Here is a 24,985-nt window from a genome sequence, read left to right as displayed (position 1 = left end):
TGCACACATCTAAGCGTGACGACAGAAGATCACAAGCGAGGCATATTGGGGCCCGTCAGCCCTTCAATTGAATTTTCGTATTGGAACACTGAGGCGATCTTATCGAACACCGGACCTCTGACTTCAGGGGATTCCATAAGTACCTCGTGTTCACCGCCCGGAATCTCAACCAAAGTACCCTTGGGCCAATTCGCCATCCGCGCCCGGATGGCCTTCCGGTCAACGATTTGTTCATGACTGCCGAGAAAAGTAACGCAGGGAAGGTCCGGCGCGGGTTGTGCCATCAGATAGTCGCACTCGGTCAAAGCCTCGCGCAGCCAAAGCGTAGACGGTGCCCCAAGCGCCAGTTCCGGATGGGCTGCCAACTGGTCCTTCATCATCTGATACATATCCGGATCGCGCGTTAGTACATTACCTTCAAACGGCTGTGTCACGACATAACTCTCCAGCGACGTCGTAGGCGGCGTTTTATGCCCCAAGCCGAATTTTGGTCCCCAATAAGCCGTCACCCAACTGAGTGGTTTCATAATCGGGGTAAAGAAAATTCCCCACATCGGCCCGGTAAAGGCGCAGGCTGAAAAGCTGTCGCTCTCCATGACCGCGCGCAGTCCGATGGCGCCGCCCATCGAGTGGCCAACCAGATACCAGGGTCTGGGCAATGCCAGTTCTAAAGCCAGATCAAGGACAGCCGACAGGTCTTTTTGGTAGTCCGAAAAATGACCTACATGCCCGATGCGTGGGTCGCTAAGCAGTCTTTGCGCCAACCCCTGTCCACGCCAGTCCACGGCAAGGCAGGCAAATCCGCGTCTGACGAATTCACGCGCGGCGTCTGCGTATTTCTCTATGTATTCGGTGCGACCCGGTAAGATCATTACAGTTCCGTGCGGAACCTCGTCAGGCCGCCAGAGGCCTACGCGGATACGGATGCCGTCAGACGTCTGAACCCAATGGGCGTACCCGCCAGCTGGTTCGCCGGCCACGTCGGAAAAATAGGGGGCCGGCGACAGGGTCATCAGGCCAGAACCGATGCCAGTTGCATCGCGACACCCATATCGCCGTCAATTGTCAGCTTGCCTGACATGAATGCGCCTGTCGGGTTCAGTTCACCGCTGAGAATCTGTTCGAATGTGTCGGCATCGGCACTTAGGGTCACGTCGGCATCTTCGTCGCTGACGCGCGCTCCGTCAGTGTCCAGAACGATCGAACCCATTTCTGCAATAGAAAACTTTGCTGAAGCACCGAAAGCGCCGCCCGCCAGTTTGTCGTTCAGTGCGGCCGCGGCCTTCTCTAATACGTCGTTCATTTTTTCCTCATATTGATACGGCGCAGTGATTGGACTTACTCTGACGCCACGCTACAGTGACTCTTGTTATGAGCTTTGAATATCCCAATCTCAAACCTATCGTCGCGGCAATCGCGTTCATAGTCACGTTTTCCGGAATGAGCGTGGCGCAGGACTCGGATTCAAGCGATGAAGCCAAGTTGCTGGGCGAGTTGTTGCTGGCCGATCCGGTGCAATCGATTCATATCGATCGCCAGTTGCAGGCGCTTTGGGCCAAGTCAGGGTCTGCTTCGGCCGATTTCCTGCTTGAAAGAGGTCGCGAAGCGTTGGAAATCGGTGATATTGAGACCGCTATTGAACATTTGACTGCCCTAACAGATCACGCGCCCGATTTTGCCGAAGGTTGGCATGCTCGCGCTTCCGCGTTTTTTGGGTTGCAGCGATACGGTTTGGCGCTGTCAGATCTCGAGCGGGCGCTGGCGCTTAATCCCAATCACTATGACGCGATTTTCGGTTTGGGGTTGATCTTTGAGGCCTTGAACCAGCCAGAAAAAGCCTTCGACATCTATTCGCGTGCGTTGGCTATACATCCCAGCCACGAGGAAGTAACCAAAGCCGTGAATCGGTTGAAGCCCCAGGTGGCGGGCAAATCACTCTAGATCGCCCTGGATGCGGGGCAGGGGGCATAGGTGAACGGGTCAACCCGAATCGTGGCTGTTCTGGGCCCGACCAACACAGGCAAAACACACTATGCCATTGAACGGATGCTGGGGCATCGCACCGGGGTGATTGGTCTGCCGCTGCGTCTATTGGCGCGTGAGGTTTATGACAAGATCGTTGCGATTCGCGGGCCATCGGTTGTGGCGCTAGTGACGGGCGAAGAAAGGATCGTGCCGCCGCGTGCTCAGTATTGGGTCTGCACAGTAGAGGCGATGCCGGAAGGAATGGGAGCGGACTTCGTCGCGGTGGATGAAATCCAACTTTGTGTGGATCCAGAGCGAGGGCATGTGTTTACAGATCGGTTGCTGCGCGCACGGGGTACACACGAGACGCTGTTTCTGGGGTCCGACACCATGCGCGGCCCGATCACCGCGCTTGTCCCGCAAACACAGTTCGTGCGCCGCGAACGTATGTCGCAACTGATATATTCAGGTTCCAAAAAGATCAGCCGGATGCCGCCGCGCAGTGCGATTGTCGGTTTCTCGGTTGAGAATGTCTATGCCATTGCTGAATTGCTGCGCCGACAGAAAGGTGGCGCAGCCGTGGTGATGGGGGCCCTTAGCCCGCGCACCCGCAACGCACAGGTAGCGCTCTACCAAAATGGCGAGGTTGACTATCTGGTGGCGACAGATGCCATTGGCATGGGGCTGAATCTGGATGTGAATCACGTAGCTTTCTCGGCGCTAAGCAAGTTTGACGGAAGGCGAATGAGACCCTTGGCACCGAATGAGTTGGCACAGATTGCCGGCCGGGCAGGGCGCGGAATGTCAGACGGTACATTTGGCGTTACAGGCGAGGCGCCACAGTTGGAAGAAGGTGTGGCCCTGGCAATAATGGAAAGCCGCTTTGCGCCTCTCAAAAAGCTGAACTGGCGAAACGAGGCTCTGCGGTTCGGCTCGATTGACACTTTAATCACCTCTCTTGAGGTTGCTCCGGACAGCGACCATCTGATCAAGGCACGGCCTGCCGATGATCTTAACGTGTTGAAATCTCTTTCCCAAGTGACTGAGGTAGCTGCGCGCGCCAGCGATGGCTCTTCGGTTCGGTTGTTGTGGGATGTATGCCGCATTCCGGACTTTCGAGGCATCAGCCATGCTGAACATGCCACCCTTTTGGAGGTTATCTACGGCAATCTGCACGAGCACGGCGCCATTCATGAGGACTTCATGGCGCGGCAAATCCGCCGTATTGACAGAACTGACGGCGACATAGATGCACTTTCCAGACGACTGGCATATATTCGCACATGGACATACGTCGCCCAGCGGAATGGCTGGGTTCGTGACGAATCGCATTGGCGCGCCGAAACGCGCGCTGTAGAAGACAGGGTGTCAGACGCTCTTCACGAACGTTTGACACAAAGATTTGTGGATCGGCGCACTTCCGTGTTGTTGCGCCGGCTCAAGCAGAAGGAGGCCCTTTTGGCCGAGGTTAATGACAAGGGTGAAGTGACCGTCGAAGGAGAATTCGTTGGTCGTTTGGAAGGCTTCCGGTTCAGCCCGGACAAAAGCGCACAAGGGGCCGAAGCGAAGGCACTGAAATCGGCGTCTTTGCAGGCTCTGGCACCGCAATTCCATCTACGCGCCGACCGCTTCTACAATGCTCCCGATACCGAGATTGATTTCACCGAACAGGGTGGCCTTATGTGGGGCGAGTACGCCGTAGGCAAACTTGTCTCGGGTGCCGGACCGCTCAATCCGCAGGTTGAAGTGTTTGTGGATGAAGCTGCAGGCCCGGATGTGCAGCAAAAGGTACAACGCCGTTTGCAGCATTTCATTGACCGAAAAATTTCTGCGCTTTTTGAACCGCTTTTGACCTTGTCGCGGGATGAGGAGTTGACCGGGCTAGCACGCGGGTTTGCGTTCAGAATGGTCGAAGCGTTTGGGATCCTACCGCGTGCTCAGATCGCACAAGAGGTCAAGGATCTGGACCAGGACGCGCGCGGCGCACTTCGCAAACATGGTATTCGATTCGGACAATTCACCATCTTTATGCCGTTGTTGCTGAAACCCGCCCCGACGCGGTTGAGGCTGGTTTTGTGGTCACTAGCAGAAGGTTTGCAAGAATTCCCCGAGGCGCCGCCGCCTGGTTTGGTGACTGTTCCAACTGCAATTGATGCACCAGATGGCTATGACACCATGTGCGGTTATCGCGCAGCAGGCGAACGTTCGATTCGCATCGACATGCTGGAGCGCCTGGCGGATATGCTGCGTTCCGAGGACAGCCGGGGCGGGTTCGAAGCCAAAGCCGATATGCTTTCGATCACTGGTATGACATTGGATCAGTTTGCCGAGTTGATGAAGGGGCTGGGCTATAGTGCCGAGCGCGGCGAGCGCCCCAAGATCAAGCCAGCTGCAACGGAGACCGTTTCAGAGCCTGCTACGACGACGGAAGCGCCAGATCAGGCGGAGGCTGCAGAAGAGCAAGAAAGCGCGGCCGTAGAGGCAGAGAACTCTGAACCTTCGGAAATAACAGAGGTCGCAGAGGTCACTGAGACAGTAGCCGCCCTTCCGACTGAGGGTGAGCCCGAGAATGAGGTTTTTTATACGTTTGTGTGGGGTCGCCAGCGTCAAACCAACCGCGGGCCACGCCGGGAGCAGCGCACGGGTCAGGGCAAAGGCAAACCACGCGGAAAGCCTCAGGATGGACGAGGGAAGCCGCAAGGAAAAAAAGGCGGCAAACCTCTGCAGGGTGCCAAGACCTTCTCTTCCCGTCCTCCGAAAAAAGAAAAAGCCATCGATCCGGACAACCCCTTTGCTGCGCTGATGGCGCTCAAGGAAGGTAACTGACCAGATATGGGCGAGGCTCAGGCCAAGCTTCGTATCGACAAATGGCTTTGGCATGCGCGTTTTTTCAAGACGCGCAGCCTGGCTGCCAAGTTGGTTGGCTGCGGTCACGTCCGCGTAAATGGAAGCCGGGTACTAAAACCTGCCTATGGCGTTGGACTTGGCGACGTTCTCACCTTCGCCCAGGGCCGGGATATTCGCGTCGTTCGTATTGCGGCCTTGGGTGCAAGGCGTGGTCCGGCGCCTGAGGCGCAAACGTTGTACGAGGATTTGACGGAAAAGCGGGACGAACCTCAGGCAAATCCGAAATTCGAGGGAAAAGGTCGCCCAACTAAGAAGGATCGACGCAAGCTTGATCTTTCTCGTCCTGATGAGGGGTGATCTTCCCTTGAAGAGCGGGCAAGTCTGTTTTAGCTAGTCGCCAAAGTGTAAACGGGATTCCGACCATGACCTATGTTGTCACCGAAAACTGTATTGGCTGCAAATATACCGACTGTGTCGAAGTCTGCCCTGTGGATTGTTTCTATGAAGGTGAAAACACGCTGGTCATTCACCCCGATGAATGCATCGACTGTGGAGTGTGTGAGCCGGAATGCCCTGCCGACGCAATTCGTCCTGACACCGAACCGGGGATGGAGCAGTGGGTCGAGTTCAACCGCAAATATGCCGAGCAGTGGCCGGTGATTGTGACCAAGAAGGATCCGCTGCCAGATGCCGAGGAACGTGACGGAGAAGAAGGCAAAATGGAGAAGTATTTCTCCGAAACGCCGGGCGAAGGTGGTTGAGTGATTCGGCGTTGATCGTCATGAAGTGATACAAGAGTACCATTGTCGGATCCTTGAAAACAAAGTGCTTCCTTGCGTATTACGCTGGGTCAACTTCCAGTGGTCGGATTTTTATGGTATGATTGGTGTCACAAGATGACAGAGATCGGGATGTGCTCCGTAAGTGTGTATGCTTTGGAGTTGTAAATTAGTGACATGGACACCGCCAGCCGGGGCTGAACCAATGCCCCGAATGGCTGTTTTCGTCGTCTGCATGTCGGTCTCCAACCAAGGAAAAATGTGAATGACAAAGTCGAAGAAGCTCGAATTCCGCCCGAACGAGTATGTTGTGTATCCGGCGCATGGCGTTGGACAGATCATGTCGATCGAAGAGCAGGAAGTCGCCGGGTTCACACTCGAGCTGTTCGTGATTTCCTTTGAAAAGGACAAAATGACCCTCCGTGTGCCGACCAACAAGGCAACCGAGTCCGGCCTGCGATCGCTCAGTTCACCCGATGTGATTAGTCAGGCAATGAAGACACTGAAGGGTAAAGCCAAGGTCAAACGCGCCATGTGGTCTCGTCGCGCGCAAGAGTACGAGCAAAAGATCAACTCGGGAGATCTGATCTCGATCGCCGAAGTGGTTCGCGACCTTCACCGAACTGATGACCAGCGCGAGCAAAGCTATTCAGAGCGTCAGCTTTATGAAGCTGCGCTGGAACGGTTAACTCGTGAGGTCGCCGCTGTATCCGGCGGGGATGAGATGTCGGCTGCCAAGCAGGTGGATGATGTCCTGACTTCGCGCGCTGCGTAACATAGCCATGATAAGACAAAGGCCGCCCCGTTTCGGGCGGTCTTTTTTTGTGGTTGCGGTAATGCCCTGATCATGTGTCTTTAGTCAGGTTTGCGCCGCCAGTGCCAAAAGAAAAGCGATTTCGCTCAGTGCCTGCGTAGCCCCGAGTATATCACCCGTCTGCCCGCCGATTTTCGATTTGGCTATCACTGCGAGGGTAAAGGCTGTGGCGCTCGCGCAGAGAGCAGGGAGCAGGAATGCAGTACCACCCAGGACAAAGCAAAAAACTAGCGCAACTCCCAGACCAGCTATCCAAGTGGCTTTTGAGGGTCGTCCAACCTGATGGCTGAGACCAGAAATTCGAGCATTGGGCAAAACTCCCATTGAGATTGGCATCAAGGCCCGCGACCAGATTGCTGCCGCGAGAAGCGACCACAAGGCTCCTGCGGCTATGAGTGCGGCAACAGCCGAGATCCGCAGAAACTGGGACAGGATCAGCGCCAGGACCCCATATGTGCCGATATGGCTGTCCTTCATGATCTCCAACCGTCTTTCTGGGGAAAAACCGCCCCATAACCCGTCTGCGGTATCTGCCAAGCCGTCCTCGTGCATCGCGCCCGCGCAGAGGATCAGGACCGCAACAACCAAACCGCCGCTCACCCACGATGAAAGCCCGATGGCGACTGCGATCTGGCCGACAGTGCAGGCCAGCCCCCCCAGAACCAGGCCCACAACTGGAAATGCCCATGCGGCTCGCTTCTGACGAGCAAGCACCCAGTCAGGGAGCATTGGAATCGGCAGGCGTGTCAGCAGGACGAGTGCAAGGACAACATCCCACAGCAAAAAAGCTTTCGTGTCGTTTTTTGTCACATCCAGGCCTTTCGGGGTGTTGCGGCAACGGATGCAGTGGTTAAACACGCAGCACCACTCCGATGCAACGAGGCTTTCCATGCTGCCCGAACTCTCCGATTTGAATTCATTTCGTGCATTTCTCTCCGATGCGCCTGGTCCAGATATCGAAGCGGTCAAAGGGGCGGAAGAACGCAATGGGCAGTTGACGAAACCGCCGGGGGCGCTTGGGCGGCTGGAAGAACTGGCCATCTGGTATGCTGGTTGGCGAGGGAATGCACGGCCAGTAATCGAAGCGCCACAGGTCATCGTATTTGCAGGAAACCACGGTGTTACGGTGCAAGGGGTGTCGGCATTTCCACCGGAAGTGACCGAGCAAATGGTTTTGAATTTCCAGCATGGTGGCGCTGCGATCAATCAGTTGGCAAAGGCAGCGGGCGCAAAGTTGGATGTCTGTGCGCTTGAACTGGATCGGCCGACTGAAGATTTTACCAAGGCGTCCGCGATGTCTGAAGACGACCTTTTGATGGCGCTGCGGACCGGCTGGCATGCGGTCAGTCCGAATTCGGATCTTCTGGTTGTAGGTGAAATGGGGATCGGAAACACGACACCAGCGGCTGCTATTGCTTGTGCCTTGTTTGGTGGAGAAGCTGTAGACTGGACCGGGCGCGGCACCGGTGTCGATGATGCTGGACTTGCTAATAAAACACGCGTCGTGGCCGAAGGTGTTGCCCTGCATGGTGACAGCGGGGATGGCATCGAAATCTTGCGTAGGCTAGGTGGACGCGAAATCGCGGCGATGGCTGGTGCAATCGCTGCCGCGCGGGTGTTGCGCATTCCCGTCATCCTGGACGGTTTTATCTGTTCGGCGGCCGCGGCGTGCCTGGAATACACGGTACCTGGTGCGCTGAATCATACCGTTGCCGGGCACCAGAGCGCCGAGGGCGCACACGGCGCAGTTTTGGAACAACTGAACAAGGAGCCGCTGTTGTCCCTTGGTCTTCGATTGGGCGAGGGGTCGGGCGCGGCGCTGGCCATACACATTCTGAAAAGCGCTGTCGCATGCCATTCAGGTATGGCGACTTTTGCCGAAGCAGGTGTATCGGACGGTTGAACCGCCTGTCTGTCTAGGGCGGGCCGCATTAGCATTGACCCGTCGGGTGACGATCAAGCAGTTTTCTTGGCATGTTCCTCAGCTAGTTCCAAAAGCGCGGTTTCGAGGTCTTTCTCTAGAAGCTGAGCCCGTTCGATGTATTTCTTGTTCTCGGCGGTCGGCATGCCGGGTACCCACAGATCCGCCAAATCCCGGATCGTGTTGCGGTCGTGGCGATAGAATGTCTTTTCAGCCTGCGCGGCCTCGTACTCACTGAGGCCGACATTCTCTAGAACATAGCGTCCTGCGCGCAATGCCCCGTCGAACATTTCGCGAACGATGTCGTCAGCCCCGGCCTGATAGAGTTCGTAGACGTGATTGCGGTCACGGGCACGGGCGATAATGTGCAGGTCAGGTCGCTGTCTGCGGGCGTATGTCACAAGACGCGTCACCATCTTCGGATCATCCATGGCTGCCACCAGAACCTGTGCCTTTGCGAGCCCGGCTGCACGTAGCAGTTCCGGTCGGGTCGGGTCTCCTAGAAAGCCTTTGACTCCGAAGCGACGCATCAACTGGATCGTTTCAATATTGTGATCCAAAACGATGGTCTTGAAACCACTGGCTTGTACCAACCGATTAACGATCTGCCCGAACCGCCCAATGCCTGCTATAATTACCGGGCCTGCTTCGTCGATCTTGTCTGGTTCGGGTGTCGGGATTTTGTCCCGCATGTTTCGAGACAGGATGTCGTAGGCAATAAACAAAAGCGGTGTGATCAGCATGGTCAGGGCAATGACCATCAGAAGCTTTTGCGACAAGTCTGGCGGAATGACGTTTTGTTTGGTGGAAAACGCCAGCAGAACGAAACCGAATTCACCTGCTTGGGCCAATCCAAGAGTGAAAAGCCAGCGATCCCGCCCTTTGAGTTTGAATGCACGACCTACGACGTAGAGAATGATACCTTTGGCCAGTATTACCAGTAACGCCAGCCCGATCAGGTCAAACGGATCGCGGAAAAAATAGGCGATGTCGATCCCTGCGCCGACAGTAATGAAGAACAACCCCAGCAGCAGGCCTTTGAAGGGTTCAAGGTCACTTTCCATTTCATGGCGGAATTCAGAACTGGCCAGAACCACGCCAGCAAGAAATGAACCGAGTGCAGGAGACAGCCCAACCAACGTCATCAGGAAAGAAATGCCTACCACGATCATTAACGCCAGGGCTGTGTACATTTCGCGCAGCCGCGTGGAGTGAATAAAGCGAAACAAGGGTCGGGTTAAATAGACGCCAGCGAGAACAACAAATACAATCGCTCCAATCGTTACCAAGGTCACTGCCCAGCCCGGCAAGCCGTCTACCAGTGAAAGGGCCTGATGATGGCCGCTATCACTACCTCCGCGGCTGATGGAACCGTCGTTTTGTATCCGTGCACCAGGGCTGATGGCGAGCAATGGAAGGAAGGCGAGGATGGGAATGACCGCGATGTCTTGCGTGAGCAACACGGAAAACGTCGCTCGCCCGCCGTTGGTCTGCATCAGTCCCTTTTCCGAAAGGGTCTGCAGCACGATGGCCGTCGACGACAAGGACAGCGTCAGCCCGACGGCCAAGGCGATCGACCACGAATGTCCGGCAATCATAGCTACCACCATGATCGCAAGCGAAGATACCCCGACCTGGAGCCCGCCAAGCCCCAGAAGCTTGTCGCGCATATCCCAAAGTGCTTTGGGTTCAAGCTCCAAGCCGATCAGGAACAGCATCATGACGACACCGAACTCGGCAACGTGCTGGAGGCTGGCTGTTTCTGCGCCGACCAACCCCAGAATCGGTCCAATGACAATGCCGGCGGCCAGATAGCCCAGTACCGATCCCAATCCCAGACGTGCCGAAAGCGGTACCGCTATTACCGCCGCCGCCAGATAAATCGAAGCCTGGTAGAGGAAATTTTCCATTGGTGCCCTTTCCGGCGTTCAAATAGGCAGGGGAGCGTCCCGTTTCAATTGGTCCATAACGATCTGGCTTTGTACCCGCGCAACTGCAGGATGGGGCAGGATTACCTCGTGAAGCAACCGATTGAGAGCAGGAAGATCGTCGCAATAGACGTGTAGGAGATAATCCGCTTCTCCGGTCATCGTCCAGGCACTGGTGATCTCTGGTCGCGAATGGACCATGCGGGCGAATCCGGCGGACTGGTCAGGACCGTGAGTACCAAGGTGCACCTGAATAAAGCCCTGAACATGCAGGCCTAGTTTCAAGGGATCCAGTTTGGCCGCATAGTTGGTGATGTAACCTTCTGCTTCAAGCCTTTGTCGGCGGCGACCTGCCTGGCTAGGCGATAAATTCAACATCTCTCCCAACTGATGTGAGGTTAGGTGGGCGTTCTTTTGCAGTGCTGCCAGAAGTTTCGAGTCTATAGAATCCAGCATGTGCGTCATTTTCTCTTTTTTCTCAATGATAGTGCGCGAAACGCGCGTGTAAACATCTGGGTAAGCTAAAAATTGCGCAAAACTAGCATCTAGAAAGGCGTATTCTCGAATCAGCTAAATTGAACCCGTCCTAACATGGAGAAGCCGCATGGGCCCCTTTCCACACAATGCCCCCAAGTCTGTTATCAGCGCTGATAACCCCGCTGGCACGGATGGGTTCGAGTTTGTCGAATTCGCTCATCCCGAACCGCAGGAACTGCGTGATTTGTTTTCCAAGATGGGGTTTGAACTGGTAGCCCGCCACAAGAACAAGCCCTTGGTCGAACTCTGGCAGCAAGGCGACGTGACGTATATCCTGAATGCCGATGTGAACAGCTTTGCTGCAAAATTCGTCGAGGAACACGGCCCATGCGCCCCGGCGATGGCTTGGCGTGTTGCGGATGCGCGGGACGCCTATGAGCATGCAGTCTCGAAAGGTGCCGAGCCGTATGATGCCGCCGACAAAACAATGAATGTACCCGCCATCAAGGGCATTGGTGGCTCTCTGATATATTTCATCGACCAATACTACGATACTTCACCCTACAACGCAGAGTTCGAGTGGCTCAAGCAATCCAAACCGCGTGGCGACGGGTTCTATTACCTCGATCACCTGACTCACAATGTCTTCAAGGGCAACATGGACAAGTGGTTCAAGTTCTATGGCGATCTGTTCAACTTCAAGGAAATCCGTTTCTTTGACATTCAAGGCAAGTTTACCGGGTTGTTCAGTCGCGCACTGACATCGCCATGTGGCCGCATCCGCATCCCGATCAATGAAGACCGCGGCGAAACGGGCCAGATCGTGGCCTATCTGAAGAAGTACAAGGGTGAAGGGATCCAGCACATCGCGGTGGGTACTGATGATATATACGATTCGACAGACGCAATCGCGGCCAAGGGTTTGAAATTCATGCCCGGCCCGAACGAGGCCTATTATGACATGTCCTATGAACGTGTCACGGGTCATGGCGAACCCAAGGATCGAATGATGAAACATGGTATCCTGATCGATGGGGAAGGCGTGATTGACGGCGGTGAGACCAAAATTCTGCTTCAGATTTTCTCGAAAACCGTAATTGGCCCAATCTTCTTTGAGTTCATCCAGCGAAAAGGCGATGACGGATTTGGTGAGGGCAACTTCAAGGCGCTTTTCGAGTCAATCGAGCGCGAGCAGATCGAAACTGGTGAGATTCACGCTGCGGAATAGACAGATATGGGACGCGGGCTTGAAAAACAGGCCCGAAAAAGAAAAGCGTCGCGCTCCCTCGCGTGGCGTTTTTTTTGCGACGGAGCCATGGGCTATTTTATGACGTCTGCAGTACCAACGTGATCAGTCAAACAAACGGAATGGTCGCGCAGAACTTCCAGAACACGACAGCCACTTCCCCATTGTCTGCACCTCGGTGCGAGTTCTGCGAGACAAGGTTTCGATAGGCAGCATCAAGGGGATTCTACAAGAGAAAGACGGGAACTCAGCCTTTAGGCATGTCCAGCGTTACTTTTCGGCCGTTTTTTTGATAGTGTAATTCGCTGTCGCCAATGGCGACGATCTTCCCGCCGTCGATCCGGTCGCCGACTTTGACCTTTTTGTACCGCCCGCTCGGCAGTCGGATCAAAGCTCGACGGTTGGCCGGGGTTCCATATACGCCGATCAAGTTGAGACGCCTAAGGTTGAGCGCATTGTCTAGCGTTGCCTGACGGGCAACTGATGCTGTTGAAGGGATTTTCGGCGTAACGGATATTGCTGCAAAACTGCCTGCTTCCTCGGAAGATGCAGAACTGTCCTGACCGCCTGACGCTCCAAGTGTGCTGTTTGTTGCCGCGGACACTGAGGCCGTTACAGGTGCCAGACCTTTCGGGCGGACCTTTGGTTTCAAAGCGACAACAACAGCAAGAGCTGTTGGTGCGTTGTCAATCTTCGGATCGGTCTGGAGGGATTCAGGGCGTAATTTGGGGCGCAGCCCGGCCAATTCTTCGACCGAGCGCCCACCAAGTTGCTGGCGTTCACTATTCTCTACAAGTGTATCGGGGCGCAGCTTCGGCTTGAACCCGCCAAGGCGAACTAGGGTTTCATCTATTTCCGGTTTGGATTCAGTCCGTTCGGGTGGCGGCGGCGGTACGGTCGAGGGCCGTCCCAAATAGATTATCACCCCATCCGGATTGAGCGTTCCTTCGGGCGTTGCAGTCACCAGCCCTCGAGAGTCTAGTTCAAATTTCGCTCCAGCCGTGCCTGGGAGGCTTACCTGACCAAGAGGATAGTCGGTATTAAACGAATCTGCATCAGGTAAAGCGATGGCATCTTGCGACAGGTCGGCGGTATCGATTGAGGCCACGTAAAGATCATTAAGGGACGTGTCGATCTCAGGATCCAAAGGCGGTAACGGATCGTCACTCCAGACACCACTCTCTGCATAAAGTGAGTCTTCTACTTCTGGATTGACGTCAACCACATCAACTGACTGGGGTTCGACCCGCAAAGCGTCGAGAACTGCGCTGTCTGTGACGGATAACACCGGCGTTCCCGCCGTTTCGGGAATGCCCTGATCGACAACCACATGTGGCCCTTCATCGGGATCGGCAGGGTTGAACCGCTCGGATACTTCTAATGGCGGGTTCTGGAGGTCAGGAACGGCATCGGGACCAGTGCTCGTCCCAACTACAAGCCAACCCGCCAAACCTGTGACGACAAACATTGATGCGGCAATGGCCGTAATCGTTAAAAGACGATTTTTGCGCCCTGAGTTTCTTGCGCCGAAGATTGTCAATCTCTCCGCCTCATTCGGCGGTGATTTCGGCACGATTGGCGCCTGAAATACCGCAGCTGGTGCCGAGTCGGCGATCGGATGTATTGTAGGTTGGTGCGGTCGCTGCAGTTTAGTAGTGTGCGGTTTTTCTACGGGTTTTGTTGGAGTTGGCTCGGCGCTGTTTCCTGTGTTTTCCTGTTCGACTTCGGGTAGATTTGGGCGTCGGCACGATGTGAATCCTACGGTGTCTTGTCGCCCTGTTGCCGGTCCGACGGGGCCTTGGACTAAAGGAACAGAGATTTCTCGGTTCTGGGAAAGTGCATCCGAAGAAATTTCAAATTGCGGAATAGAGGCTTCCCCGACTATTTCGATTCGATCGTCGTCTGGCTCGATCGGTTCGTCAAATCCCAAAGCTGCTCCAAAGAACGGTTCATGTGGGAACATATCTGGTTTGGGCAATGCAACGTAGCTGACTGGTTGAAACTGGTGCTTTCTGGCAAATGCCTCTGCCTCGCTCAGTGTGACTTTGGCGACTGCGGCGACATGCGTAACCGTTCCCTCTTCTGCAGCGTCAAAGACCAGATCGTTCAGCCGATACGGAGTCGCGGATTCAAGTTCCGATTCAATCAGGACCTGTCTTTCGTCAACGGAGGCCGAACCGGTATCAATCGTCAGATATCTGATCTGATCGTCGGGAAGCACCACCTTGCAGCGTGTGTCCAGTTCGAGCAACGTGGCCTTCTCCAATAGAGTTGCCAGAACAGCGGTGAGGTCGGGATCGCTGGCGAATACATCCCCGACCCGCAACCAGCCCTGATCGGCTCGGTGCAGCAACGTGATCTTGTCGACCGACAACAGCAAAGCAAATGCGGGTTTCATGCTCTGGAAATACCGTAAACCTCAGATCATGTGCAGACGGTATCGTGTCCACGTGCCGAGATTAGAGCAGGATGTCGCCGAGGGAAAGAAAAACACCAAATCTCCCCTTGTCCGGCAAAGCCCCGCGCACCCATCTTTATGACTGAAACAACAGGAGAAAGTGTTTTGAGGATATTGGTTTTTCTTATTGCAGTTTTGTTGGCAACAGCTGCAGGATTGGCGCGCGCAGATGAAGGCCGTATCACGGTCAACGGAACCGGAACAGCTGAGGCAGCGCCAGATATGGCGACCATCACGTTAGGCGTTACCAACCAGAACACCGAAGCTGCCGCGGCAATGCGTGCGACATCAGATGCCGTGACCGCGATTCTGAACAGGCTCTTGGAACTAGAGATCGAGGAGCGTGACATCCAAATACGTGATCTATCTCTGTCCCCGGTTTGGGCTGGGCGTCATGGCCAGAATGATCAGGAGCCCAGAATAACTGGCTTTGTCGCGTCGAATCGGGTTGTCGTTCGGATTCGCGATCTTGATCGTTTGGGGGGCATACTGGATTCGGTCATTCGCGACGGTGCAAATGATTTTGACGGGTTGAACTTTGGAATGCAGGATCCAAAGCCGTTGGAGGCTGATGCGCGCGTCAAAGCGGTTGCTGATGCAATGAACAAGGCGAAACAGTTGGCTGATGCGGCGGGTATAACGCTCGGCAAAGTCGTTGCCATCAACGATCACGGTGGAGGCGGTCGACCAATGATGCGTATGGCTGAGATGTCGATGGCCGATTCGGGCGGACTTCCAATCGCCGCCGGTGAGATAACGGTGGAAACCTCCGTGTCGATGGTATTTGAGATAGCGGAATAGTCCGCTTTCAACTCTCGCGGGCCAATAGCGCTGATTTCTGTTGGCCCGCGGCATCAAAATTTCCGGGGTCAAGCCAAGTTTGAAAGGTGCGCCGGATGCGCGGCCAGTCCTTATCGATAATGGCAAACCAGGCGGTATCCCGGTTCCGACCCTTGTAATGCGTCGCCTGACGGAACGTACCCTCATACCGGAACCCAAGACGTTCAGCTGCTCGACAGGACGGGCCGTTCAAAGCATCACATTTCCACTCATATCTGCGGTAACCTAGTTCATCGAAAACCCGGCGCATCATCAGATACATCGCCTCTGTCGACTCGGGACGGCGCTGAAGCAGGGGCGAGAAATGGATGTGCCCGACTTCAATTGCTCCGTGGTTGGGTTCGATGCGTAGATAACTGGCTATTCCGACTGGCATTCCCTCGACATTGGTTACGGTATGAAAAAGAGGATCGGCTCCCGAGCAGGAGTTGATCATCCAATCCAGAAAACTCGCCTGGGTGTCAAAAGGGCCATAGGGCAGATAGGTCCAGTTCCGCCCGTTCGCGTCTTGCGCATAGGCCCGGAATAATTCCGGACCGTGCGCGTTTACGTCCAAAGGCAAAACTGAACAGAACTGCCCATGCATTGCACTATGAGGTGGGAGAGGGCGCGGAAAACCGGTCGTGACCGGCTCTCCGATGGGTTGTCCAAATTTGTTAGTGCGCTGCTCCGTCATGGTACAATCGCCAGTAGCGTTCAGTCACACGCCTTTGCCAGCGCCTGATCCAAATCGGCAATCAGGTCGTCCGCATCTTCGATGCCGATGGAAAGGCGTACAACGTTTGGTCCCGCACCTGCGGCTTCCTGTTGCTCTACTGTCAACTGGCGGTGTGTTGTAGAGGCTGAGTGAATGATCAGCGAACGTGCATCTCCGAGGTTGGCCACATGACTGAAAATCTCGAGCGCGTTGACGAGCTTGACGCAAGCCTCATATCCGCCCTTGACTGCAAATGTGAACAAAGCACCCGCGCCCTTGGGGTAATATTTTTTGACCCGATCATGATAAGGGGAAGAGGGCAGGCCAGCATAGGTCACATAGTCCACACGCTCATCCGTTTCGAGCCATGCCGCCACCTTCATCGCGTTTTCCACGTGGCGCTGCATCCTTAGAGAGAGTGTTTCGATGCCCATCAATGTATAGTGTGCCGCTTGTGGGTTCATTGTCATGCCCAGATCACGCAGGCCGATAGCGATGCTGTGGAAAGTGAAAGCGAGGGGACCGAATGTTTCGTGAAATTTCAGCCCATGATAGGCTGGTTCGGGCGCGTTGAGCGAGGGAAATTTGTCACTGGCGGACCAATCAAACTGCCCGGAATCCACGATACAGCCACCAGTTACCGTACCATTGCCGGTAAGGTATTTCGTGGTCGAATGCACAACAAGCGTTGCACCTTGTTCGATCGGGCGGCAGAGGTACGGGGTGGCCGAAGTATTGTCCACGATTAGCGGAACGCCGGCTGCATCAGCGACATCTGCAAGCGACCGAATGTCAGTCACATAGCCTCCGGGATTGGCAACGGATTCACAAAACACGGCCCGAGTGTTTTCGTCGATTGCCTTTTTCACCGCGTCAAGGTCGTCGGTATCGACGAATTTGGCCGACCATCCGAACCGTTTTATCGTCTGGCTGAATTGAGTGACCGTTCCGCCATATAGGCGCGTCGATGCGACAACGTTGCAACCTGGTCCCATCAACGGAAACAGGGCCATGATCTGTGCCGCATGGCCCGACGAGCAGCAAACCGCGCCAACACCGCCTTCGAGTGTTGCGATGCGTTCTTGCAGAACCGCGACGGTCGGATTGGTCAGGCGCGAATAGATAAAGCCGACCTCTTGCAGGTTAAAAAGCGCTGCAGCGTGATCGGCATCGCGGAACACGTAGGCCGTGGTCTGATAAATCGGCGTCTGCCTTGCGCCGGTTGCCGGATCGGGGCGCGCTCCGGCATGAATTTGCAGCGTATCAAAGCCATAAGTCGGGCCGTTGGACATCATCTGGTCTCCCTTTGGAACATGCTTGGCGGAATCAGTAAGCTATAGCTTGCAGTTTCACAACGAACCCTATGTAAAGAACGGTGGTGTGTCATAGGCTGGATAATCAGGAGCGCTCAACGGAGCCATAGGCCACTGTCCTTGATCCGTTTGCGAATGACCTGTTCTCTTACAGGCAGGTTGCGTTGGTCGAACATCGCTCGTACTTTGGCGCCTTTGCCTTGAAGCACCATTTTCTTTATTGGTTCATACGGTTTTAGTGCTTTTTTGATTTTGTTATGAGATGTGGCCGCTTCGGCGACTTCGATGGCATGGTCACTCTCACGGGCATACAACAAGGGAAACAGGCGATAGTGGCAACTGACGGTCCCATCCAGAAGTCCCAGCGGCAACGCGTCACGCCCACCGCCGAATGAGTGGATCACCAGGGGCAGCGCAACCTGATCCAGCCATGGATCAAGGCTTTGCCCTACAAGTTCGGGAATATCGTCATCTCGAATGGAGCGGGCGTAGTCGAGAAACCGCTGTCCGAACTTTCTTGGGCAGGAATAGTAAAAAAAGCCTGCGTTGAAGTACAAGTAACGCCGCCAATGATCGACCGGCTGACTGTGATCGAGAGAGCTTTCAAAATCCAGTCCAAAACGTTGATATAAGGCGCGCCAGATGTCGTCGAAGCCTGGGCCATAAAGTGTAGGTTTGGGCCAGGATCCTTCGACCCGTAACGAGGCCGAAGGGCGTTCAAACTCGAACGGGACCGTGGTTAGATCGCCGGTGATCAGGGTATCGGTATCAAAGAATACAAACGGTTCTCCCTCAGGTAATGACAAAAGGGCTTCGATCTTGTTGCCATAGGGGTAACTTTCGCCGAAAACTCGGCTTTCAAAGGGTAAGAATTCGACCTCCAAGTAGTCCAGTGCATTCAAAATGTCCTCATTTCGTATGCCGGGGTCGTTGTTCCATTCTGACCCCATTTGCGGTGCGGCGACGATTAGGCGGCCATTGAAATTGGGGGAACTCATACGCAGCGATGCGGCAAACAGAACGGCTTCGTATTGCAAGCGGTTATTTTGCCCGATGATGACAATATTGAAGCTTGCGCCCGTGTTCGGTGTCATTGAAGATCTCTGCCTGTTTTGGCTTCGGCTGCCAAGCGCTTATAGAGTGTGCCTTGTTGGGTGAAAACCATTTTGGAGGAACAGGTGCCTTGCTACGCTCTCTCTTCAAATATGTTGGAACTTTACGCTTGAGATACCATCTAAAGATGGAAAAAAGGTCAGGAGAAAGCCCATGAGGATCAATGCCGATTTCACGAAACGCGCAGCCGTGCATTTTGAGGAAACCGAATGGGTGAAATCTCCGGCGGTTGGGGTCGAGCGGAAGATGCTGGACCGTATTGGAGAAGAGGTTGCGCGGGCCACAACGATTGTCCGTTTCGCGCCTGGGAGCTCTTTTGCTGCGCATACCCACGATGGTGGGGAAGAGTTTCTCGTACTCGAAGGCTTATTTCAGGATGAAAGCGGCGATTTCCCAGTTGGCAGCTATGTTCGTAATCCGCCAACCACTTCTCACACACCTTCGGCGCAAGAAGGGGCGACCATTCTGGTCAAGCTTCATCAGTTTGATCCAGCAGACCGCACGGAAGTGCATCGTTCGCTCAACGGTGAGAGTGACATCGCTCTCTACAAAGATATCCACGAAGACGTCCGCGTCGAAACATGGTTGCCGGGAGCAGATGTCAGCATTGACGTAGCCGGAGGTTTGGAAGTGTTTGTGATCCGTGGGATGTTCACAGAATCAGAAGAGAAATTCGGCAAGTGGGATTGGCTGCGGTTGCCGCCGGGTGCCGAGTTTCGGGCGATTGTCGGGCCAGAGGGTGCCCGCGTCTGGATCAAGTCCGGGCATCTGACGAATATGGTGTGAACTGGCAAACCGCGCGAACAGTTCCAGGTTTCATGAGATCCGGGCCGAATGGTCCGGATTTCGCTTTTTTTGATTGATTTCTAAATTTTACCAATTGATAAAAATTTCAAATGTGGCAAGCTGTAGTCAAGAAAACACATCTACAGGGAGTAGAGCGATGGCAAAGGGCCAGATGGCTCCCGGCATTGTAGCCGGACGGCTTTCCAGCGAAGAGCTGATTTCGAATTTCGCGGATCTGCATCCGCCTTATGCGCCTCACGAGGCCGCGGTGGCGGCAGATCGCTGCTATTTCTGTTATGATGCGCCGTGCACCAAGGCCTGTCCCACCGATATCGATATCCCGCTGTTCATTCGACAGATTCAGGCGGGACAACCCGAGGCGGCAGCCAAGACTATCTTAGAACAAAATATTCTTGGCGGGATGTGTGCCCGCGTCTGTCCTACTGAAACGCTGTGTGAAGAGGTTTGCGTTCGGGAGGCTGCCGAAGGCAAACCGGTCGAGATTGGACGTTTGCAGCGGTATGCCACAGACAGCATGATGGCTTCTGGCACGCACCCGTTCAGCCGTGCCGCACCGACAGGCAAAACCGTAGTTGTTGTCGGGGCAGGTCCGGCAGGGTTGGCCTGTGCTCACCGACTGGCAATGATGGGCCATGATGTGGTGATCCACGAGGCACGTGCAAAATCGGGGGGGCTGAACGAGTTCGGCATTGCCGCGTATAAAGCCACAAACAACTTTGCCAAAGCCGAGGTGGATTGGCTTCTAAAGATCGGTGGCATCACCATCGAAACAGGGTCCGTGTTGGGTAAGGACATAACAATAGATGGCTTGCGCGAAAACTATGACGCCGTTTTTCTCTCTATCGGTTTGGCCGGGGTTAACGCATTGCGTGTCGAAGGCGCGGATAAGGATGGCGTACTTGATGCGGTGGATTTCATAGCGGATCTCCGGCAGATCAGCGACTTGGCTACTTTGCCTGTTGGTCGCAATGTGGTCGTCATAGGTGGCGGGATGACCGCGGTGGACGCCGCAGTGCAGTCCAAACTGCTGGGGGCGGAGAATGTCACCATCGCCTATCGTCGGGATCGCTCAGCAATGGGAGCCAGCCGGTTCGAACAGGACCTGGCGGCTTCAAAAGGCGTCAAGCTGATGTTCAACGTACAACCGTTGTCAGTTCACGGAAGTGATATCGCGACCGAAATAGAACTGGAGTATACTGTCAATGATGGTGGCAAACTGATTGGTACGGGCGAAACCGTGCGCCTGCCTGTCGATCAGGTGTTCAAGGCCATTGGTCAAACGCTGGAAGGTGCGCCGGAAGGGCTGAAGCTGGACGGCAACAAGATCGCTGTCAACGGTGCGGGCCGCACTTCCGTGGCAGGTGTCTGGGCGGGTGGAGATTGCGCGGCGGGCGGTGAAGACCTCACCGTTACGGCTGTTGCTGAAGGCCGGGATGCTGCGATGGACATCCACGAGACGCTGGTTTCGTGATAGGATGGGGTATTCGCCCCATTCCTTTCGCTGCTGAGGTATTCCCATGTCCCAGATCGAACAAGCCGTAGCGCAACACTACACCACCGGAGCACTGACCGACCGCGTTCGCGCGGCGCTTGAGGCCAGCGGTATCGATCCGGATGCGGCCACGGTCGCAGACCTGAAAGCAGGGGACGAGTTCCATACGGGCGGCGTTCTGGCGACCAACAACCTGTTTGCGCAGTTGTCGCCGACCCATGCGACCCGTGTTCTGGATGTCGGATGCGGTATCGGCGGAACCTCTCGCTATGTCGTGGATCGCTATGGCTCGACAGTAACAGGCGTCGATCTGACACCGGAATTCGTTGAAACCGCCAAGGTGCTCAGCGATATGGTCGGGCATTCCTCGAAAACCAGCTTTCATGTGGGCAGTGCTTTGGAGATGCCGGTGCCGGATGCTGGGTTCGATCTGGCTGTCATGATGCATGTGGGCATGAACATAAAGGACAAGGCCGGGCTGTTCGCTGAAGTGTCGCGGGCGCTGGCCAAGGGCGGTACTTTTGCCCTGTTCGATGTGATGGCCGGAGACGTGGACGAGCCGCTGGCTTTCCCTCTGCCGTGGTCCACTGTTGCCGAAACCTCGTTCGTGGATGCGCCGGGTGTTTATAAGTCTGCGGCAAGCGCCGCGGGTCTTGAACTGGTGACAGAAACGGATCGCACCGAATTCGCGATACAGTTCTTCGAGGACGTCTTTGCAAAGATTGCCGAATCCGGCCCGGCACCGCTGGGCATTCATCTGATGATGGGCGAGACGGCACCCGAAAAGTTCCAGAACTACGTCAAAAACCTCAAGGCCGGGCGCATACGTCCGACCGAAATGATATTCAAAAAATCCGGCTGAGCCGGGAAGGGAGAAGCCATGGCCGATCTGACAACAAACTTTCTGGGCATTTCCAGCCCAAATCCGTACTGGCTGGCCTCTGCGCCGCCGACGGACAAGGAATACAATGTGCGCCGCGCCTTTGAAGCCGGTTGGGGTGGTGTCGTCTGGAAGACCCTGGGGGCCGAAGGCCCGCCGGTGGTCAATGTAAACGGTCCTCGCTATGGCGCCATCTATGGGGCTGACCGGCGTTTGCTGGGTCTCAACAACATCGAACTGATCACCGACCGCCCGCTTGAGGTGAACCTCGAGGAAATGGCGCGAGTCAAGGCGGACTATCCAGATCGGGCGTTGATCGCTTCGATCATGGTGCCATGTGAAGAAGCGGCATGGAAGGCGATCCTCCCGCAGGTGACCGAAACCGGGGCTGACGGGATCGAGCTCAATTTCGGCTGTCCCCATGGGATGAGCGAACGCGGCATGGGTTCGGCGGTTGGACAGGTGCCCGAATATATCGAAATGGTCACTCGCTGGTGCAAGCAATACTATGATAAGCCGGTGATCGTTAAGCTGACGCCGAACATCACTGATATCCGAAAGCCAGCCACTGCGGCGAAAAACGGTGGTGCAGACGCGGTGTCTCTGATCAATACGATCAACTCGATCACCAGTGTTAATCTGGACACTTTCAGCCCGGAACCGACGATTGACGGCAAGGGTAGCCACGGCGGCTATTGTGGGCCAGCGGTCAAGCCGATTGCATTGTCAATGGTGTCAGAAATCGCGAGAAATTCCGACACGCGCGGGTTGCCGATTTCGGGCATTGGTGGCGTGACAACGTGGCGTGACGCGGCAGAATTCATGAGCCTCGGCTGCGGCACGGTGCAAGTTTGCACCGCTGCTATGACCTATGGGTTCAAAATCATCGACGAGTTGACGGCTGGCCTGTCGCGGTGGATGGATGAAAAGGGATATGTCAACGTTTCCGAAATCGTTGGACGTGCGGTCCCCAACGTCACCGATTGGCAATTTCTGAACCTGAATTACGTAGCAAAGGCCAGCATCAATCAGAATCAGTGCATCAAATGCGGTCGTTGCTATGCGGCTTGCGAGGATACCAGCCACCAAGCTATTTCGATGTCGTCAGACCGGGTGTTCGAGGTGAAGGACGAAGAATGTGTGGCTTGCAACCTCTGCGTTGATGTATGCCCGGTCGAAGGGTGCATTTCGATGGTGCCGATGGCTGCGGGTGAAACCGATCCACGCACTGGCAAGGTGGTCGAGGCAGAATACGCCAACTGGACCACGCATCCGAATAACCCGATGGCCAAGGCGGCGGAGTAACGCCAAGTCGTACGCCATGGCTGGTATTGGACAGAAAGGCTATGATAAGCGGGGTGGCATTGCTGCCCCGCTTTGGCATTGAAAAGGCTCACTAATGATCAAGCAACTGTTTCCGGTAAGTGCATTGCTGCTGGGTTCGGCATTGCTGTTGTTCGCCGGCGGCATGAACGGTTTGATTCTTCCCATACGGGGTACAGCTGAGGGATTCAGTGCTGCTTCTTTAGGTCTTCTTGGAACCGGTTGGGCTGTGGGATACGTTGCTGGATGCTTGATGACGCCTCCGCTGGTCGGCAATGTCGGTCACATCAGGTCGTTCGGCGTCATGGCAGCTTTTGCGGCCATCGCAGTTCTTGCATCGTTGATTTTCCTGTCACCGTACGCCTGGATACCGCTTCGTGCCATATCGGGTTTTTGTTTCGCCGGAGCCGCGATGATCGTTGAGAGCTGGCTCAGCGAACGGGCCGACCCGTCCTCGCGAGGTAGGATTTTTGGTCTCTATACGATGGTTAACCTCGGAGCTTCGACCGCGGGGCAACTGGTTCTGACGTTGGGCGACACGCGCGGGTTTCTGTTCTTTGTTCTGCCAGCGATTTTCTACTGCCTTGCCCTCGTTCCGACCGCGATTTCCACTGGCGCGGTGCCAAAGCCACTGGTCAGTGTAAGACTTGATCTCAGGGCGTTGTGGCGCAACTCGCCAGTAGCCGTGGTCGGCGTGTTTTTCGTGGGCATATCCAACAGCGCATTCGGAACTTTGGCGGCAGTTTATGCCGACCGGATTGGTCTTGCCGTCGCATCGATGGCGCTGTTTGCGAGCTTGCCATATATGGCGGGCGCTGTTTCCCAGATCCCGATTGGTTGGCTGTCAGACCGAATGGATCGCCGCATCGTTTTGGTAACGGTTGCCGCTGTTGCAATCGTATCCGACCTCTTCTTCATTCTTATCCGACCCGAAACGGTTGAAGTCAACTTGGCTCTCTCTGCACTGTTTGGAGCGGCGATCTATGCGATGTATCCGATCATCATCGCTCATGCCAATGATCACGCGCCCGAAGGGACGGCCATTCAAGTAAGCGGTGGTCTTTTGATGATCTATGGTGTTGGCTCAATCGCGGGGCCGGCCGTTGCGGGTTATGGAATGTCATATTTGGGCGGTCAGGGCCTGTTCATAACTTCGGCTTTGTCCCACGCGCTGCTGATCCTGTTCACGACAGCTCGCATTCTTACACGCCCCGCCGTCGAAGCGGACGGCAAGGCTGCGTTTGTACCCTCGCCGACAGCTCGGGCGATGACGCCAGAAACAACACTTCTTGCGGTCGGTGAAGGCGAAGATCAGGAATTGCCGACTGAAGGTTAGATGTCATTTAGGTGTTAAAAGGCGACGGTAAAGCGTGTCCACGAATTCTGAAGCGCCGTCGAACGGGTCTTCACCCCCCAAAACAGCCCGAATCTGGATGTCAAAATCCGCATAGTGCTGGGTCAGAGACCAAATCGAAAAGATCAGATGGTATGGATTGATCTGAGCCACGTGGCCTTTGTCTATCCAGTGCTGGATCAAGACCGCAGTTTTATCCACCAATGCTTTCAGGTCGGTGGACAGAACTTCATGAATATGCGGCGCGCCACGGATGATCTCATTTGCGAACAGGCGGCTTTCACGCGGATAGTCGCGGCTCATCTCCAGTTTTCGCTGGATATACGACAACAGTTCGTCCAGAGGGTTGCCTTTGGGATCTATGGCACGCAAAGGATCGAGCCAGGTATCCAGCAGTCGTTCGAGCAACGCCGAGTAGATCGCATCCTTGCTCCGGTAGTAATATAGCAGATTTGGTTTGCTCAGCCCTGATTCCACAGCGATCTGATCCACGGTTGCTCCACGGAATCCATGAGCCGAGAATACCTCCAGCGCTGCTTCGAGAATCGTAGCGCGGTTCTTTTTCTGGATGCGGGTTGGCGCGCGGTCGTCTGGCATCGCTTTTGTGTTGTCCCGTCTTTCTTACCGAAGCACGCCAAAATCGTGTATTTTTTTGGCGATACGTTGCTATTCCTTGACTGACGTCTGCCCCGTGATAGCGTGAGTTTGACCAGATGGTCAAATCAAGACAT

The 24,985-nt window shown here is 55.1% G+C and carries 23 protein-coding genes; 13 read left to right on the top strand and 10 right to left on the bottom strand.

Annotated elements, in window-relative coordinates:
• Positions 1–29 precede the first annotated feature (29 nt).
• Both AC2FMY_RS12115 and AC2FMY_RS12110 read right to left on the bottom strand, forming a co-directional pair.
• Positions 30–1,013 carry an alpha/beta fold hydrolase gene (locus tag AC2FMY_RS12115; RefSeq protein WP_496807442.1) on the bottom strand — a complete coding sequence of 328 codons (984 nt, stop codon included), beginning with the start codon at positions 1,011–1,013 and terminating at the stop codon, positions 30–32.
• Entirely contained in the window at positions 1,013–1,303 is a 291-nt protein-coding gene (locus AC2FMY_RS12110) for an SCP2 sterol-binding domain-containing protein (protein WP_496743950.1), read from the bottom strand. Before AC2FMY_RS12110 ends, AC2FMY_RS12115 begins: the two co-directional genes overlap by 1 nt.
• Positions 1,304–1,371: 68 nt before the next feature.
• On the opposite strand from AC2FMY_RS12110, the gene AC2FMY_RS12105 reads away from it, so the two are divergent.
• The 5 genes from AC2FMY_RS12105 (at position 1,372) to AC2FMY_RS12085 (ending at position 6,366) form a co-directional block, all read left to right on the top strand.
• Positions 1,372–1,941 carry a tetratricopeptide repeat protein gene (locus AC2FMY_RS12105; protein WP_480749874.1) on the top strand — a complete coding sequence of 190 codons (570 nt, stop codon included), beginning with the start codon at positions 1,372–1,374 and terminating at the stop codon, positions 1,939–1,941.
• A 30-nt stretch (positions 1,942–1,971) separates the two neighbouring features.
• Positions 1,972–4,791: a helicase-related protein gene (locus tag AC2FMY_RS12100; protein WP_496743948.1), complete on the top strand. Its 2,820-nt coding sequence runs from the start codon at positions 1,972–1,974 to the stop codon at positions 4,789–4,791.
• Between the two features lie 6 nt (positions 4,792–4,797).
• A complete protein-coding gene (locus AC2FMY_RS12095; protein ID WP_496807441.1) occupies positions 4,798–5,169 on the top strand; it encodes an RNA-binding S4 domain-containing protein in 372 nt (123 codons plus the stop codon).
• A gap of 65 nt (positions 5,170–5,234) precedes the next feature.
• Positions 5,235–5,573, top strand: a complete 339-nt coding sequence (fdxA, locus tag AC2FMY_RS12090) for a ferredoxin FdxA (protein ID WP_480749877.1) — start codon at positions 5,235–5,237, stop codon at positions 5,571–5,573.
• A gap of 283 nt (positions 5,574–5,856) precedes the next feature.
• Positions 5,857–6,366 (top strand): CarD family transcriptional regulator, encoded by a 510-nt coding sequence (locus AC2FMY_RS12085; RefSeq protein WP_496743945.1) that lies wholly within the window; start codon positions 5,857–5,859, stop codon positions 6,364–6,366.
• Positions 6,367–6,450: 84 nt separating this feature from the next.
• Here the strand turns inward: AC2FMY_RS12085 and cobS are convergent, their stop codons facing one another.
• Entirely contained in the window at positions 6,451–7,215 is a 765-nt protein-coding gene (gene cobS / locus AC2FMY_RS12080; protein ID WP_496807440.1) for an adenosylcobinamide-GDP ribazoletransferase, read from the bottom strand.
• Between the two features lie 79 nt (positions 7,216–7,294).
• On the opposite strand from cobS, the gene cobT reads away from it, so the two are divergent.
• The gene (gene cobT, locus AC2FMY_RS12075; RefSeq protein WP_496807439.1) at positions 7,295–8,308 is read left to right on the top strand and encodes a nicotinate-nucleotide--dimethylbenzimidazole phosphoribosyltransferase; all 1,014 of its coding nucleotides are present in this window, start codon (positions 7,295–7,297) and stop codon (positions 8,306–8,308) included.
• A gap of 53 nt (positions 8,309–8,361) precedes the next feature.
• Here cobT and AC2FMY_RS12070 read toward each other — a convergent pair whose 3' ends face one another.
• Complete coding sequence (locus AC2FMY_RS12070; RefSeq protein WP_496743939.1) at positions 8,362–10,236, bottom strand: monovalent cation:proton antiporter-2 (CPA2) family protein; 1,875 nt, start codon at positions 10,234–10,236, stop codon at positions 8,362–8,364.
• Between the two features lie 18 nt (positions 10,237–10,254).
• On the bottom strand, positions 10,255–10,710 hold the full coding sequence (locus tag AC2FMY_RS12065; protein WP_480750006.1) for an Lrp/AsnC family transcriptional regulator: 456 nt from the start codon (positions 10,708–10,710) through the stop codon (positions 10,255–10,257).
• A gap of 148 nt (positions 10,711–10,858) precedes the next feature.
• Here AC2FMY_RS12065 and hppD point away from each other — a divergent pair, with 148 nt between their 5' ends.
• On the top strand, positions 10,859–11,959 hold the full coding sequence (gene hppD / locus AC2FMY_RS12060; RefSeq protein ID WP_496743937.1) for a 4-hydroxyphenylpyruvate dioxygenase: 1,101 nt from the start codon (positions 10,859–10,861) through the stop codon (positions 11,957–11,959).
• A 265-nt stretch (positions 11,960–12,224) separates the two neighbouring features.
• On the opposite strand, the gene AC2FMY_RS12055 is transcribed toward hppD, so the two are convergent.
• Positions 12,225–14,375: a hypothetical protein gene (locus tag AC2FMY_RS12055; protein ID WP_496743935.1), complete on the bottom strand. Its 2,151-nt coding sequence runs from the start codon at positions 14,373–14,375 to the stop codon at positions 12,225–12,227.
• Positions 14,376–14,405: 30 nt separating this feature from the next.
• On the opposite strand from AC2FMY_RS12055, the gene AC2FMY_RS12050 reads away from it, so the two are divergent.
• On the top strand, positions 14,406–15,236 hold the full coding sequence (locus tag AC2FMY_RS12050) for an SIMPL domain-containing protein (RefSeq protein WP_496807438.1): 831 nt from the start codon (positions 14,406–14,408) through the stop codon (positions 15,234–15,236).
• 7 nt (positions 15,237–15,243) lie between these two features.
• Here the strand turns inward: AC2FMY_RS12050 and AC2FMY_RS12045 are convergent, their stop codons facing one another.
• From AC2FMY_RS12045 to AC2FMY_RS12035, 3 genes are all read right to left on the bottom strand, one after another.
• Positions 15,244–15,951 (bottom strand): GNAT family N-acetyltransferase, encoded by a 708-nt coding sequence (locus tag AC2FMY_RS12045; RefSeq protein WP_480749884.1) that lies wholly within the window; start codon positions 15,949–15,951, stop codon positions 15,244–15,246.
• 20 nt (positions 15,952–15,971) lie between these two features.
• The gene (locus tag AC2FMY_RS12040) at positions 15,972–17,264 is read right to left on the bottom strand and encodes an O-acetylhomoserine aminocarboxypropyltransferase/cysteine synthase family protein (RefSeq protein WP_496743931.1); all 1,293 of its coding nucleotides are present in this window, start codon (positions 17,262–17,264) and stop codon (positions 15,972–15,974) included.
• 116 nt (positions 17,265–17,380) lie between these two features.
• Complete coding sequence (locus tag AC2FMY_RS12035; protein WP_496807437.1) at positions 17,381–18,379, bottom strand: GT-B fold glycosyltransferase domain-containing protein; 999 nt, start codon at positions 18,377–18,379, stop codon at positions 17,381–17,383.
• 172 nt (positions 18,380–18,551) lie between these two features.
• Between AC2FMY_RS12035 and AC2FMY_RS12030 the strand changes: the two genes are divergently transcribed.
• The 5 genes from AC2FMY_RS12030 (at position 18,552) to AC2FMY_RS12010 (ending at position 24,236) form a co-directional block, all read left to right on the top strand.
• Positions 18,552–19,184, top strand: a complete 633-nt coding sequence (locus tag AC2FMY_RS12030) for a cupin domain-containing protein (RefSeq protein WP_496743928.1) — start codon at positions 18,552–18,554, stop codon at positions 19,182–19,184.
• A 157-nt stretch (positions 19,185–19,341) separates the two neighbouring features.
• Positions 19,342–20,676, top strand: a complete 1,335-nt coding sequence (locus tag AC2FMY_RS12025; protein WP_496743926.1) for an NAD(P)-dependent oxidoreductase — start codon at positions 19,342–19,344, stop codon at positions 20,674–20,676.
• Positions 20,677–20,722: 46 nt separating this feature from the next.
• Positions 20,723–21,559: a class I SAM-dependent methyltransferase gene (locus AC2FMY_RS12020; protein ID WP_480749889.1), complete on the top strand. Its 837-nt coding sequence runs from the start codon at positions 20,723–20,725 to the stop codon at positions 21,557–21,559.
• Positions 21,560–21,577: 18 nt separating this feature from the next.
• Entirely contained in the window at positions 21,578–22,882 is a 1,305-nt protein-coding gene (gene preA, locus AC2FMY_RS12015; protein ID WP_480749890.1) for an NAD-dependent dihydropyrimidine dehydrogenase subunit PreA, read from the top strand.
• 94 nt (positions 22,883–22,976) lie between these two features.
• Entirely contained in the window at positions 22,977–24,236 is a 1,260-nt protein-coding gene (locus AC2FMY_RS12010) for an MFS transporter (protein ID WP_480749891.1), read from the top strand.
• A gap of 3 nt (positions 24,237–24,239) precedes the next feature.
• On the opposite strand, the gene AC2FMY_RS12005 is transcribed toward AC2FMY_RS12010, so the two are convergent.
• Positions 24,240–24,851: a TetR family transcriptional regulator C-terminal domain-containing protein gene (locus AC2FMY_RS12005; RefSeq protein WP_496748650.1), complete on the bottom strand. Its 612-nt coding sequence runs from the start codon at positions 24,849–24,851 to the stop codon at positions 24,240–24,242.
• Positions 24,852–24,985 lie beyond the last annotated feature (134 nt).

The sequence above is a fragment of the Ruegeria sp. YKSE079 genome (genome assembly GCF_059612845.1).
The sequence above is the reverse complement of the archived record's forward strand: the minus strand, read 5'-3'. Positions and strand labels throughout refer to the sequence as shown.